Here is a 13,799-nt window from a genome sequence, read left to right as displayed (position 1 = left end):
ATATTATTTCAGCCCCGAGCCGGCAATACCAGTCGTGATGAAGCGCTGCAGGAAGACGAAGATCAGCACGACGGGGATCATCGAGACGACGGTCATGGCGAGGATATAGTGCCATTGCACATTGAGCTCGCCGGCATAGACGTTGAGCCCTACTTGCAGCGTGTAGAGTTCCTTGCGCGACAGCACGATCAGCGGCCAGAGGAAGTCGTTCCAGCGCCAGACGACCGAGAAGATCGCCAGCACCGCCAGCGCCGGCGCCGACAGCGGCAGGATGATGCGCCAGTAGATCTGCCATTCGCTGGCCTTGTCCATGCGTGCCGCATCGATCAGCTCGTCGGGGATCGTCAGCATATATTGGCGCAGCAGGAAGACGCCCGTCGGCGTGGCGACGGTCGGCAGGATGACGCCCCAGAGGCTGTCGAAGAGGTTCAAGCTGCCGATGACCGAATAGAGCGGCACGACGATCACCGAGAGCGGCACCATCAGCGTCGCCAGGATCATCAGCATGACGGCGGTGCGGCCGGGAAACTGGTATTTCGACAGCGCGAAAGCGGCCATCGAATTGACCAGCAGGGTGATGGCCGTCGCCACCACCGTCACGAAGACGGAGTTGCGCAGGAACAGGAAGAAGTCGAAGCGTTGGAAAGGCTCGGTGTAGTTGTTGGTCGCGAATTCCACCTCACGCACCGGCGTGCGGTCCTTGATGTTGACCTTGACGATTTCGCCCGGCTGTTTCGGATCGACCATCTGGCCCATGATGCCGATGCGGCGGACTTCGGCGAGAACATGGGTGCTGCCATCCGGCATCGTCACATTATAGAGCGGCAAAGGCTTGTCGTAACCCGGCACCACGGCCTGCTCGGTGACATAGGGCAGGACGGACGGCGGGAACTCGGCAAGGGCGGCCGGTGTCTTGAACGAGGAGAAGACGAGCCAGATGGCCGGGCCGAACATCAGGATGACGCCGGAGATCAGCCACATCCAGGTGACGACATCGGTCCAGTGCCAGCCGCGGCCGCGGCGGCGAAGCAGGAAGGTGGCGACGGCGCTCATAGACGTTTCCCCTTCTTCTCGTTGCGGCTGCTTGCGGCGAGCTGGACCAGCGTCAGGATGACGAGCACGATGCCCATCAGGATCGAGGCGGCCGATGCCAGGCCGGGATTGCGCAGCGAACTGGCAAAGCCGGTCTCGTAAATAAACTGGGTGATGTACATGGTGCTGGTGCCAGGCCCGCCGCCGGTGAGCACGAAAACCTCGTCGAAGATCTGCACGGCGCGGATCAGTGCCAGGACCAGGACGACGATGAGGTTCGGCATCAGCAGCGGCAGGGTGATCCGCCGGAAGATGCGGGTCGGGCTCGCCTTGTCCATCGCCGCCGCTTCGTAGAGATCTCTCGGGATCGCCTGCAGGCCGGCGAGCAGGATCAGCGCGTAAAAACCCATATGCGCCCAGACCGAGACGAAGACAGCGAAGAAGAAGGCCCAGAAACGATCGCTGAGCCAGGAGAAGGGTTCGAAGCCGAACGGGCTCAGCGCATAGTTCAACAGGCCCTCGCGCTGAAGGATCCACTTCCAGATCAGGCCGACGACCACGGGCGACAGCAGCACCGGAAAGAAGAAGACAGCGCGCCAGAAGCCGCGATTGGAAAGTTCGCGATTGAGGATCAACGCCGTTGCGAGCGCCGCGACCAGCATTGCCGAGACCTGGAAGACGACGAAGACGGCGGTGTTGCGCACGGCAGCCCAGAAGGTGTCGGCAGCACAAGTGGAGGGGTCGAGATAGGAGCGGCAATCGAAGAGGATGCGGTACTGCTCAGCGCCGACATAGGTCCTGTTCGGCAGGAAGATGGCGCCGCCGCTCGTCGTTGAATAGATGAAGTTGATGACCAGCGGCAGGAGCACGAAGATGGAAAAGATCAGCATGTTGGGCGCCAGGAAGACGCCCGCCATGCCGCTCAGTCCCGTCAGCTTCTGCCAGGCGCGCATCGGGATGTCGATCATCCCCATGGCGAGCCTGACAGGCGCAAGGAGCGCCTGCCGCAGACCGGCTTTCGCCGGTGGTTCGGAAGAAACCGTCTTCTCCGCCATTCGTTCGTCCGTCAGTTGCCGCCAACCTTGGCCTTGATGTCCTCGTCGATGCGGGCGTAGGCGTCGTCGAGCTTCATTTCGCCGGCGATGACCTGGCTGATGCGGGCAACGATGGCGCTGTAATAGGCGTCCGACCACTTCCAGCCCGGCAGCTTCATCGCAGGAGCGGCTGTCTGGCCGGCCGATTCGACGAAGGCCTTCAGCGCCGCCTTCACATGCGGATTATCGGTCTTGAAGTCCACCTGGCCGGCGGCCACACCCTTATGCGCGGGAATGAACAGGCTGCGCTCGGCAAATTCCTTCTGCACGTCGGCGCTTGCCAGGTAGTCCATCACCTTGGCGACGTCCTTCGGGTTCTTGGTGTACTTGACGGCGACGAGACCCGCACCGCCCTGCATGCCGGTGCAGGCGACCGTGCCGCAGGGGCTTCCGGCCATGATCCAGTCGAAACTGTCGCCGATCTTCTGCGCGAAGCCCGAAACCTGCCAGCTGCCCGAATAATAATAGGCGAGACCGCCATTGATGAAATCTTCGGCCGCAGCGCGATAGGTGCTGCCGGCAGCACTGACCCAGACGTCCTTGTTGACGGTGCCGTCCTCGTTCCATTTGACAAAGCGGCTGAGGAATTCCTTGGAGCCCTGATCGATGGGCGCCGGCTTGCCATCAGCGGCGATATAGTTGGCGCCATAGGAAATATTCGGGCCGGAGACGCGGTGGCCGGAGCGGTCGATCGCCATGGCGAAGACTTTCTGGCTGTCAGCGACCTTTTTGGCCGCCGCCGCCCAGTCATCCCAGGTTGCTTTCGGACCGGGAATTTCGACGCCGGCCTGCTCGAACAGCGTCTTGTTGACGAAGCCGCCGGTCAGCGTCAGCTGGGTCATGAAGCCGGTGATGGCGTTCGAACCATCGGGGCGCATCCAATCGGCCTGGGCACCGAAATTCTCGTCCCAGTATTTCGCATCGGCGAGGAGCGGGCGAAGGTCGAGCCAATGCTGCGCCTGCGCCTTCAGATTGGTGACGCGGGCGATATCCGGTCCCTTCCCGGCTTCCAGCTGCACCGGCAGCTGTTCCTTGACGACGTCATAGGAGACTTCGTCGAGAATGACGTTGACATCGGGATTGGCCTTGGAGAAACGCGCCAGCAGATCCTTGATCACCTCGCCTTCGCCGCCGTCGGAATACCACATGATGCGCACGTCGCCGGCATGGGCGGCAACGGAACTCAAGAGAACCGCAGCAAAAGCCGCGCCGATCGATTTCATTCTGGTCATAGTCTCCTCCTCTTGACCGCTGAATTCCTGCGCCCGGCCGGGTCCTCCACCGGCCGAACAGTCGTCTACGAGGCAGCGCGCCGCCGCTGCCTGCCCGGTATCTCCAGATGTACCGCTTCTCCCCGCACCGACCAGTCCGAGGGTCTCAGAATACGGCCTTCGGCGCGCACGGTGCCGTCCTCTTCGAAGACGACCTGACCGTAATCCGGATCGACGATGATCAGTGCACCCTCATTGTCGCGGCGGACTGTAAGCGTGGCGAAGCGCGCCCGCATGCCGTCGAGGCCGTCTTCGCGCCCGAGATCGGAGAGACGGACAATCCAGCGCCCCGTGCGGCCGGCCAGGCGCAACTCGACATCCGTCGCCGGCCCGTGTTTCACCGGTTCGAGCAGGCCGTTGCCGACCAGCATCGCAAGCCCATTGCCGGAGCGGGCGAGCGCCAGCTTGCCGTCGACCAGCTTCTCGTCGAAGGCTTCGAGCGGGAACCAGGCATGGGTGAAATCCGGCTGGCCCTCGTGGATGTCGAAATCGAGAATGGCGAGGTCACGATATTGATGCACGCGCGGCAGCGTTCCGCAACCGCCCCAGAAGCTCGGCCGGCCGTAGCCGAACTGGATGGTTTCGCCGGGATGGTTGATCCAGATCTGCGCTTCCGGCCGCTCGCCCAAACGCAGATGCAGAACCGTCTCCTGATAACCCCAGGCGCCTGGGCGATAATGGGCGATGGTGCCGAGTGCGGTGTCGCGCGTCTTGTAGTGATAGAGGGCGGCGAAGCGGTTCTCGCCCTGGGAAAAGGTCCATTCCTGCGCGTCGTCGGACTGGTGCGCAGCGATGGCCGCGAGCTCTTGCGGAAAACGCAGACCATGATCGCGGATGCAGACGGCCAGCTGCGGCAGCGCGTGGACGCGGCGGCCGTACCAGCCAGGCCCCCAGAGCAGCCGGGCGATGGCCGACAGCTCGACCGAGCGGCCGGGACGCAGCGTGTGTTCGTAGGAGCGGCCCTGGCTGCCGGTCAGCATGCCGTGATGGGACGAGCGGGCGACAATTTCCATCAGGCGGACGATGCTGGCGCTCGCCCGGGCGCGGATCGCCTCATCCGGGGCGCAGGCGGCGAGCGCCGTCAGACCCTTGAGGTCGATCGGAAAATAGGGAACGGAATTCCACTCGGCCATTTCCCAGCGCTCGAAATGATCGAGCCAGGCGCGGACGCGCTCTTCGCCAACCTTCATCTGCTCGGCGCCGGTGCGGCCGGAACGGACGAAGACGGCATCGGGGAACAGCCTGCCGCCGAGATAGGCGGCAGTGTGGAAGAGCAGCGCGTGGTTTTCCGAAAAATACCACTGAACGTCGTTGCCCGGCTCGTCCATCCAGTAGCGGTAATTGAGAACGGCATGCTCGATCCGCTGCCGCCGGGCTTGCGACAGCAGATCGCTCCAGCGCGTATAGGCAAACAACAGTGGAACCAGCACGAAATCAGCGCAATCGTGACATTCCTCGATGACCGGAAGCATGGCCGAAATCATTGCCTCGGTCTCCTCGCCGCCCTGCCCCAAAGCCAGGCGCGCGAAGGCGCAGACCGTATCGGGCTCGGAATGGGCGGCGACCTCGGCAAGCGCCTCGGCGACGCGATCCTCGAGCGCGGCGGGCGCCAGTCCCTGGCGCTGGGGATGGCAGATCTCGACGCCGAGCGTGCGGCTGATAGAAAATTCGCCTGCTTTGAACGTGATCCGGAAATGGCGGAAATCGGCGGGCATATCGGCCGAGGGGCCGAGTTCCAGCTTCGTTGCTCCCGCTTTCAGCGCGAATTCATAATCGAAGCGCTCGACCGACATGAAGTCGCCTTCGATCTCGACATGACAGCTCAACGCCACCGGCAGCGGCGCGGGAAACAGGATCGTCACGTCTTCGCCGAGATAGGCGGTGCGGTCGAAGCGCATGCCTTCGAGGATTGCTTCCAGCCCGTCCGCGTCACCGGCCGCGATGGGGACAGGCACCGATGTTTCGACCTCCGGCCCATCGAGATAATCCAGCTGGAAATAGAAGCGGGCGTCGCGCTCGGCGAGATCGTCGAAATAGATGCGGATCTCGTTGAGGCCCTTGGAAAGCTCGACGTCGAAAATCTGTTGAGTTTCCAGATTGCGCACGTAAGGCGCCATGAAACCCTGCTCGCGGCCGTTGACGAAGAGGATGGCGCCGCCGCAGGTCGACAGGCGCAACGCGGCGGAACCAGCGGCGCGCGCGTCGAGAACGGTGCGCGCCCAGCAGCCGATGCGCGTCGGGCGAAACCAGAATCCGGAGAGATCGACGCGCGGCGATGAAAAGGGAAGCCACCAGCGGACAGCCTCGAATTCGGCGGCCGGCTGCGGCCGCCGCCCGGAGAAGGATGCCTTGAATTCGGTGCGGCAGGGATATTCATGCGGGATGAAATTCTTCGTCTTGGTGACGAAGAAAAACGGATCCATGTTGCCTTCCATCGGCCGGTCGGCAACGTCGTAGCGCGCCTGTGAGAGCGAGCCGAGCTGCCAGTAGACGATCGGACTCTGTTTCGCGGTCTTGCGGCGAAGATAGGACTGCTCGGCGGCCATGCTTCAGCCCGCTTGAGCTTTAACACGCCGGGCAAAATGCCGACGCATGGGCTTGCCGTCAAACCGCATCTTCAAAGCCTCCCTGCTCTGCCGCCTGTCGCTGACACGTCAATTGTGCATAGCCATTCCGTTTGCGCAATCTGAAAGATTTTTGCATACTTCAAGAGGGAGCGAGGAGATGTGATGGCCGCGGAGCAGAAAAAAGGCAGGCGCACACGCCTCGACGACATCGCCGCCCGCTGCGGCGTTTCGATCAGCACAGTGTCGCGGGCGCTGGCCGGCGAAAAGGGCGTCAGGCCCGAGATCCGCAAGCTGGTGCTGGAAACGGCGAGCGCTGTCAGTTACGCGCTACCGGCGAGCGTCGCCGGCAAGAAGGTCATGCTCGTCGCCTCCGGCGCGGCGATGATCGACTATGTCCGCAACCAGTTCACGCTCCACGTGCTCGAAGGATTGAACGCGCGCGCGTCCGCCCTCGGCATCGAGATGGCGATGCGCCCGGTCGCCGACAAGGCCGATGAAGCCCGCGTCATCGACGAGATGCGCAATGATGCAAGTTTCGGCGGCATGCTGATCCTGACGGTCGACGAGGAGGACATGCTGGCGGCCGCCGCCGATCTCGGGAAGCCCGTCGTGCTCGTCAACAGCGACGATCCCTATATGCGGCTTTCGAGTGTGACGCCCTGCAACCGCTCGGCCGCCTTCATCGCCGCCGAGCGCTTGATCGAGGCCGGGCATCAACGCATCCTGTTCATGCTGCGGCCGGGACGGCGGACGATCGAGCGGCGCCTGGAGGGGTGGCGCGACGCGCTGCAGCATCATGGGCTGACGGCCGATGCCGACCTGGTGCTCGAGGTCGAGGACTGGTTGCCGGAACTCGGCGCCAAGGCGATTACCCGTCTCGTCGGCGACAAGGGTCTTTGCTTCACCGCCGTTCTGACGGCAGGCGACAGTCTCGCCAACGGCGCCGTGCGCGGATTGCAGGCGATGGGTTATGCGGTGCCGCAGGATGTCTCCGTCATGGGCATAGACGACCTGCCGCAATCGGCCTTTCTCAATCCGCCTCTGTCGACGGTGCACATCCCGATGCGCGAACTCGGCGCCACCGCGCTCGACCTGTTGCGCGACATGATGCTTGGCCTTGCCTTGCCGCGCCGCCGTGTCGAGCTTGCCTGCCATGTCGTCGAAAGAGGCAGCGTCGCAGCCGTCCGCCATCCGGTTGCCATGGATCACATCAAGCCAATCGCATGAGGTTATGCCGATCATGAAATTCCTGGCGATATCCGGAAGCGCCCGCAGAGCCTCGACCAATACGGCCATGCTATATGCCCTCCAGTCGGCTGCCGGGCCGGCGCATATGCTCTCGGTCTATGATCGTATTGGCGAGCTCCCGGTCTTCTCGCCCGATCTCGAACTTCCCGAGCCTCCTTCCGAAGTGGCGGCTCTTGCAAAGGCGATCGCGGATGCGGATGGACTGATCCTGGCGAGCCCCGAATATATCAGGTCAATCCCCGGCGGGCTGAAGAACGCCATCGACTGGCTCGTCTCCCGCAACGAAGTGATCGGCAAACCGATCGTGCTTGTGCACGCGTCGCATCGCGGCGACGACATGCTGCAGCAGCTTCGCAGCGTTCTTGCCACGCTGAGCGAGCGCTTCAACGAGCAGCTCTTTCTTCGCCTCCATCTGATGAAGCTTTCCCCGGAAGAAATTGCCGAGCATCTTTCCGCGCCCCGGCATCAGGGGGAGATGCGCGATTTCCTCGAGGCTTTCGCACGCTATTGCAGTGCAGCCTGAGGCTCGGCTGCGCAACGACCCCGTCAAGCCTCCATGAAGCTCGCCTCGAACAGCTCCTGCGCATAGGCATCATGCGTCGTGCCGGCCTGCAGATCCGCCTTTGTGAGTTCGTCGACGAAGCCGCCGTTCTTCATGATCAGCACCCGGTCGCACATATGGGCAATGACCGCGAGATCGTGACTGACGAGGAGATAGGTCAGCCCCTTCTCCTCACGCTGATCGGCAAGCAGGTTGAGGATTTCGGCCTGGACGGAGACATCGAGCGCCGAGGTGGGCTCGTCGAGCAGCAGGATCGGCGGCGACAGGATCAGCGCCCGGGCGATCGCCACGCGCTGCCGCTGGCCGCCGGAAAGTTCGTGCGGAAAACGGTTGGCGAAGCTTGCCGGCAGGCCAACCTGGATCAACGCCCTTTCCACCTTCGACCAGATGTCGGAATGGCGCATGGCGCGCAGCGGCTCGGCGAGCGCGGTGCCGATGCGGTGGCGCGGATGCAGGGATCCGTAGGGATCCTGAAAAACCATCTGGGCTGAGGTCAATTCCTCGCGGGAGCGCTTCTTGCCGATCGGCCTTCCGCGAAGCTCGATCTGACCGGTCCAACCGGCCTCCATGCCGGCGAGGCAGCGCAGCACCGTCGATTTGCCGCAGCCGGATTCGCCGACGATGCCGAGGGTCTCACCCTGGCCCACCTGAAAACTGATGCTCCTGACGACATGATTGCTTGATTTGCCGGAGGAAAAGACGACGTCGAGGTCACGGACATTGATCATTGCGCCGTCTCCAGATCGAGTTTCGCCCGGTCGAGAACGGCAAGCCGGCGAACCGGGTGCTTCGGGTCGGGCAGCGCCGCGATCAGCCCGCGCGTATAGGGATGGCGGGCCTCTTCGAGACTGGTCAGCGTTTCGACGATGCGGCCGGCATACATGACGATGATGCGCTCGCAGAAGGCTGCCACCATGCGGATGTCGTGGCTGATCAGGAGCAGGCCCGAATTGTTCTCGCGCACCAGTTCGTCGAGCAGCAGCAGCACGTCCTTGCGGACGCTGACATCGAGCGCCGAGGTCGGCTCGTCGGCAATGACAAGCTTCGGCCGGGCCAGCAGCATCATGGCGATCATCACGCGCTGGCCCATGCCGCCCGATATTTGGTGAGGATAAAGCGCCATAACCCGGTCGGGATCGCTGATGCGCACGCGCTCCAGCATGGCGCGGGCTGCATCCAACGCCTGGCTCTTGCCAAGACCGAGGTGAAGGCGTGCGGCTTCGGCGATCTGTTTGCCGATCGAGAGCACCGGGTTCAGCGAATAGCGCGGATCCTGCATGATCAGCGCGATATCCTTGCCGCGAAGCGCGCCCATCTGGCGCTCGCTCTTCGACAGCAACGGATCGCCACCGAGATCCAGACGTTCGGCGGTGACGACCGCGGCCGGCGGCAGCAGACGCATGACGGCGCGACCGGTCGTCGACTTGCCGGAACCGGATTCTCCGACGATGCCGACCCGTTCGCGCCCGACATCGAAACTGACATTAGAGACGGCGGGCACGGCCCCTCGCCCAAAGCGAACGCTCAAGTTCTTGACGGACAGAACGGGCTGCAAATCATGATCTTTCATTTCAAGATCTGGCATGGCGGGGATCCAGAATGTCGCGCAGAGCATCTCCGGCGATGTTGAAGGCAAGGCTGGTCAGCAGGATGGCGATACCGGGCATGACGGCGACCCACCAGTAATCGGGCATGAATTTGCGGCCGTTGGAAATCATCGCGCCCCATTCCGGTGCCGGCGGCTGGGCGCCGAGGCCGAGGAAGCCGAGCGAGGCCGCCGTCAGGATGATGCCCGCCATGTTGAGCGTCAGGCGCACGATGACCGACGGCACGCACATCGGCGCGATATAGAGAAGAAGAATGCGGATTGGCGAGGCGCCGTAAAGGCGGGCGGCGACGACATAGTCGGCATTTCTGACGACCAGCGCCTCGGCGCGCGCGAGCCTGGCGATCGGCGGCCATGCCGTCAGTGAGATGGCGATGATGGCCGTGGTCAGGCCGGCGCCGAGTGCTGCCGCAAAGGCGAGCGCCAGGATCAGCGACGGGAAGGACAGAACGATATCGGTGGCCCGCATCAAGAGCGCGTCGGTGCGCCCGCCGAAGAAACCCGCGACCACGCCGATCAACAGGCCGATCGGCCCGACGATCAGGGAGATCGACAGCACGGTCTGAATGGTGATGCGCGTGCCGAAGATCAGACGGCTCAGAATGTCGCGACCGAATTCGTCGGTGCCGGCCCAATGTGCGAGGCTCGGCGGCTGCAGGGCGTCGCCAAGCGATTGGATGACCGGGTCATAAGGCGCCAGTAACGGCGCGAAGATCGCAATCAGGCAAAGCAGGCCGAGGATGACGAAGCCGGCAAGGCCGAGCGGCTCGGCAGCCAGCTTGCGGCCGGCACGGGCAAACGACGCCGCCATGCGGCTCGGCACGCTCGGAGGACGGATCTGAATCTCGCCGCGGATAACATTGCTCATCGGGCTGGGGCTCATCGCGCCACCTCCCGCATGCGCGGATCAAATATGGCGTAGGCGACGTCGGCGAGGAAGTTCAACAGCATGAAAATGAATCCCACAATGATGGTGCCGGCCACGATGGCGTTCATGTCGCCGATCATCAGCGCATTCGTCATGTATTGGCCGATGCCCGGCCAGGAAAAGACGATTTCCGTCACGACGGCGCCTTCGAGCAATCCGCCGTAGGAAATGGCCAGGATGGTGATCAGCTGCACGGCGATGTTCGGCAGGACGTGGCGCCAGATCGTGCCGAAGGGGCTCACACCCTTGGCGCGGGCCGCAATGACGTAATCCTGGCTCAACTGCTCGAGGGTGAAGCTGCGGGTCATGCGGGTGATGTAGGCCATCGCGGCATAGGCGAGGATGATGGCAGGAAGGATGATATGGCCGAGGGCATTCCAGAAGATTTCCGTCTCGCCCTGCAGGAGGCTATCGACCAGCAGCAGCCCGGTCTGCGGGGTGACGAGGCCTTCGTAAAACACATCGATCCTGCCTGGCCCGCCGACCCAGTTCAGGCCGGCATAGAAGATGACGAGGCCGACGATGCCGAACCAGAAAACCGGGATCGAATGACCGACGAGGGCGACTACGCGCGCGACCTTGTCGATCACGCTATCGCGAAACAGCGCCGCGACCAGGCCGAGCGGGATGCCGACGAAGGTCGAAATGATCACGGCAAGCGTGGCCAGTTCGAAGGTCGCCGGAAAGGCCTGAGCGAGATCGGAAGAGACGGGGTTGCCGGTGAGCACGGCCGTACCGAAATCACCATGAACGAGCCCGTTCAGATAGAGGAAGAACTGCTGATAGATCGGCAGATCGAGCCCCAGACGCGTCCGCATCGCGGCATAGGCGGCGGGATCGGCGAGTTCGCCGACGATCGCGCCGACGGGATCCGTGGGCAGGACGCGGCCGATCACGAAGGTGACGCAGAGGAGAATGAACAGGCTGACGAGCAGATGCGCCAGGCGTCGGCCGAATTCGGCTGCAGAGAGTTCCTTCATGATCGGCTGCCTCGGGAGTATTACTGGGCTTCAGACTTGGTGACGTTCTCAAGACGCGTCAGCTGGGTCGGATGCCCTACATATCCCTGCACCGTGCTCGACAGGACGATCGGCTCGAAGCGTTCGAACATAGGCAGCACCGCAGGCTTCTGTTCGACGAACATCTTCTGCATCTCGACGTAGAGCTCGCCGCGCTTCTTGGCGTCCGGCTCCATCGATGCCTTTGCCGTCAGCGCCGTCAGCTCCGGGATGTCCCAGGCCGAGCGCCAGACGAAGTTGCCGGCATTGTTGGCTTCTTTCGAGTTGTCGGGGTTGGACGAGAACTGCTCCATCGAGCCGAGCACGTTCGGCATGTAGGCGCTGGTCTGCGGGATCAGCAGATCGAAGTCCCTGGCGCGATGGGCAGCGATGATTTCCGAGCCGTTGCCCTGCTGGATGTCGATCTTGATGCCGACCTGGGCGAGCGACGCCTGGATGGCCGTGGCAAGATCGATGCGCGGCGTCTGCGCGATCGTCTTCAGCGTCAGCGAGAAGCCGTCCTTGAACCCTGCTTCGGCCAACAGCTGCTTGGACTTTTCGACGTCGAGATGCCAGTCGGGATTCGGGATCGCAGATTCGAAATTCTCCGGAACCGGAACGTTTCTCGCCCGCCCGTAGGGACCCATGATCGTCTTCTCGATGCCCTTATAGTCGATGCCATAGGCAATCGCCTCACGCACCTTCGGGTTGGACAGGTACTGGTTGCCGGCATTCATCGACAGCACGTAAAAGCCGCCTGTGGGAATGCGCTGGATGGTAAAGCCTTGCTTGTCCTTGAAGGTCGCGAGGTCGGCTGCGGTCATGGCGCTGGCGATATCGATGTCGCCGCGCTCCAGCATCAGCCGCTCGACCTGGCTTTCAGGCACATGGCGGACGATGACGCGCTTCATCTTCGGAGCGCCGGTGACATAATCCTTGTTGGCGTCGAGGATCACGAGCTCGTTCGGGGACCAGCGGTTCAGGGTGAACGGACCGGAGCCGGCCGAATGCGTGCGCATCCAGGCATTGCCGTAATCATTGTCAGCGACGTGCTTTTCGACTTCGACGCTGTCGACGACGCTGGTGGTCGAGGTCGTCAGCCGGTAGAGCAGCATCTCGGCGGTCACCTGGCCGGAAAAATCGATGCGCACCGTCTTGTCATCGACTGCGGTGACGAGCTTGTCGACATTGGTCTTGTCGTAGCCGACGCGCTTGAGGTTGGCGGCGGCAGCCTGATCGAGCTTCAGGAGCCGCCCGATGGAATAGACGACGTCCTTTGATGTCACCGGATTGCCGGAGGCGAAATTGGCCTGGCGCAGGGTGAAGGTGATACCCTTGTCATCGACCTTCCAGCTTTCGGCCAGCTGCGGCACGATCTTGCCATCCGGCGTGCTGTTGACCAGGCGGTCGTAGAGGTTCGACATGATCTCGACCGCCTTGCCCTCGGTCGCCTGATGCGGATCGAGCGACAGGACCTGCGCCAGCGATGTCCCGATCACCAGCTGATCCTTAGGGGTGGCGGCATGCGAGAGCGGCGCAGCGATCGTCAAAGCGCCGATGACGGCGCCGACGAACAGGCCTTTCGAAAAATGCTTCATTGTAACTCCTCCCTGGATTACTATAAGAGACATATTATGTCGTCCGTATGTCGTATTATGATTTATCGAAGTCCGATTTGATTTGCAAGACCCGTGCGGAAGACGTGAGGCGAAGGAACTGGGGAAACGAGAATGACGACACTTGGCCGTGGTCGGCAAAGACTGGCGCAGCAGGTCATCGATCAATTGCGCGCGCAAATCGAGACGGGGAAATTGCGCGTCGGCGACCAGCTGCCGACCGAGCCTCAGCTCGAATCGACCTTCGGGGTCAGCCGCACCGTGGTGCGCGAGGCGATTGCGGATTTGAGGGCTGCGGGTTTTGTCCGGCCGATCCAGGGCAAAGGCGTATTCGTCGCGGATCCGAAGGTTCATTCGGTCATGTCGCTGACGCCGGTGGAAATTAAAAGCATTCCGGAAACCCTTGAGTTGCTGGAGTTTCGCATGGCGACCGAGGGTGAAGCGGCAGCGATTGCCGCCTATCGTCGCACCGCCGAGCAGGAAGCGGCAATCCGCGAGGCCAACCGCCGAATGGCGCAACTGATCGAAAGCGGACAGCAGACGGTCGAGGCTGATTATGCCTTTCACATGGCGATCGCCGCCGCCACCAACAACCGGTTCTATGTCGATGTTCTCCGTCATTTCGGCCCGCGCGCCATTCCCCGCGGGCAGTTTCCGACGCTGCCGGAGGCCAATGACCGCGAATATCTGCAGAAGGTCTATGCCGAGCATGTGGAAATCCTGTCGGCAATCGCCGATCAGGATCCCGACCGTGCCCGCCAGGCGATGCGCGCGCATCTGATGGCGAGCCAACGTCGCTATCGGATGCTCGCCGAACAGCAATAGGGCTCGACACTCCCGAAGATTCATATTATGTCATATGACATTGTTGAATTTG

The 13,799-nt window shown here is 62.6% G+C and carries 12 protein-coding genes; 3 read left to right on the top strand and 9 right to left on the bottom strand.

What is annotated here, in order from left to right; genetic code table 11:
• Positions 1-3 precede the first annotated feature (3 nt).
• From Tal182_RS11260 to Tal182_RS11245, 4 genes are all read right to left on the bottom strand, one after another.
• Positions 4-1,053 (bottom strand): carbohydrate ABC transporter permease, encoded by a 1,050-nt coding sequence (locus Tal182_RS11260; protein ID WP_085859484.1) that lies wholly within the window; start codon positions 1,051-1,053, stop codon positions 4-6.
• Entirely contained in the window at positions 1,050-2,087 is a 1,038-nt protein-coding gene (locus tag Tal182_RS11255; protein WP_085859483.1) for a sugar ABC transporter permease, read from the bottom strand. Before Tal182_RS11255 ends, Tal182_RS11260 begins: the two co-directional genes overlap by 4 nt.
• Before the next feature lie 11 nt (positions 2,088-2,098).
• Positions 2,099-3,358, bottom strand: a complete 1,260-nt coding sequence (locus Tal182_RS11250) for an ABC transporter substrate-binding protein (RefSeq protein WP_085859482.1) — start codon at positions 3,356-3,358, stop codon at positions 2,099-2,101.
• Between the two features lie 65 nt (positions 3,359-3,423).
• Positions 3,424-5,943, bottom strand: coding sequence for a hypothetical protein (locus Tal182_RS11245; RefSeq protein ID WP_085859481.1), 2,520 nt, complete (start codon positions 5,941-5,943; stop codon positions 3,424-3,426).
• 183 nt (positions 5,944-6,126) lie between these two features.
• On the opposite strand from Tal182_RS11245, the gene Tal182_RS11240 reads away from it, so the two are divergent.
• Entirely contained in the window at positions 6,127-7,191 is a 1,065-nt protein-coding gene (locus Tal182_RS11240; RefSeq protein ID WP_085859480.1) for a LacI family DNA-binding transcriptional regulator, read from the top strand.
• 13 nt (positions 7,192-7,204) lie between these two features.
• Entirely contained in the window at positions 7,205-7,735 is a 531-nt protein-coding gene (locus tag Tal182_RS11235; RefSeq protein ID WP_085860907.1) for an NADPH-dependent FMN reductase, read from the top strand.
• 23 nt (positions 7,736-7,758) lie between these two features.
• Here Tal182_RS11235 and Tal182_RS11230 read toward each other — a convergent pair whose 3' ends face one another.
• The 5 genes from Tal182_RS11230 to Tal182_RS11210 are packed head-to-tail and all read right to left on the bottom strand — an operon-like array spanning position 7,759 to position 12,904.
• Entirely contained in the window at positions 7,759-8,502 is a 744-nt protein-coding gene (locus tag Tal182_RS11230) for an ABC transporter ATP-binding protein (RefSeq protein WP_085859479.1), read from the bottom strand.
• Positions 8,499-9,344, bottom strand: coding sequence for an ABC transporter ATP-binding protein (locus tag Tal182_RS11225; RefSeq protein WP_085860906.1), 846 nt, complete (start codon positions 9,342-9,344; stop codon positions 8,499-8,501). The genes Tal182_RS11230 and Tal182_RS11225 overlap by 4 nt, the downstream gene beginning before the upstream one ends.
• A 1-nt stretch (position 9,345) precedes the next feature.
• Positions 9,346-10,248 carry an ABC transporter permease gene (locus tag Tal182_RS11220; RefSeq protein WP_085859478.1) on the bottom strand — a complete coding sequence of 301 codons (903 nt, stop codon included), beginning with the start codon at positions 10,246-10,248 and terminating at the stop codon, positions 9,346-9,348.
• 11 nt (positions 10,249-10,259) lie between these two features.
• On the bottom strand, positions 10,260-11,288 hold the full coding sequence (locus Tal182_RS11215) for an ABC transporter permease (protein ID WP_085859477.1): 1,029 nt from the start codon (positions 11,286-11,288) through the stop codon (positions 10,260-10,262).
• A gap of 20 nt (positions 11,289-11,308) precedes the next feature.
• Complete coding sequence (locus Tal182_RS11210) at positions 11,309-12,904, bottom strand: ABC transporter substrate-binding protein (protein ID WP_085859476.1); 1,596 nt, start codon at positions 12,902-12,904, stop codon at positions 11,309-11,311.
• 132 nt (positions 12,905-13,036) lie between these two features.
• Between Tal182_RS11210 and Tal182_RS11205 the strand changes: the two genes are divergently transcribed.
• On the top strand, positions 13,037-13,747 hold the full coding sequence (locus Tal182_RS11205) for a FadR/GntR family transcriptional regulator (RefSeq protein ID WP_064802503.1): 711 nt from the start codon (positions 13,037-13,039) through the stop codon (positions 13,745-13,747).
• Positions 13,748-13,799: the final 52 nt, after the last annotated feature.

This window comes from Rhizobium sp. TAL182 (assembly GCF_002117725.1).
Lineage (GTDB): Bacteria > Pseudomonadota > Alphaproteobacteria > Rhizobiales > Rhizobiaceae > Rhizobium > Rhizobium esperanzae.
The sequence above is the reverse complement of the archived record's forward strand: the minus strand, read 5'-3'. Positions and strand labels throughout refer to the sequence as shown.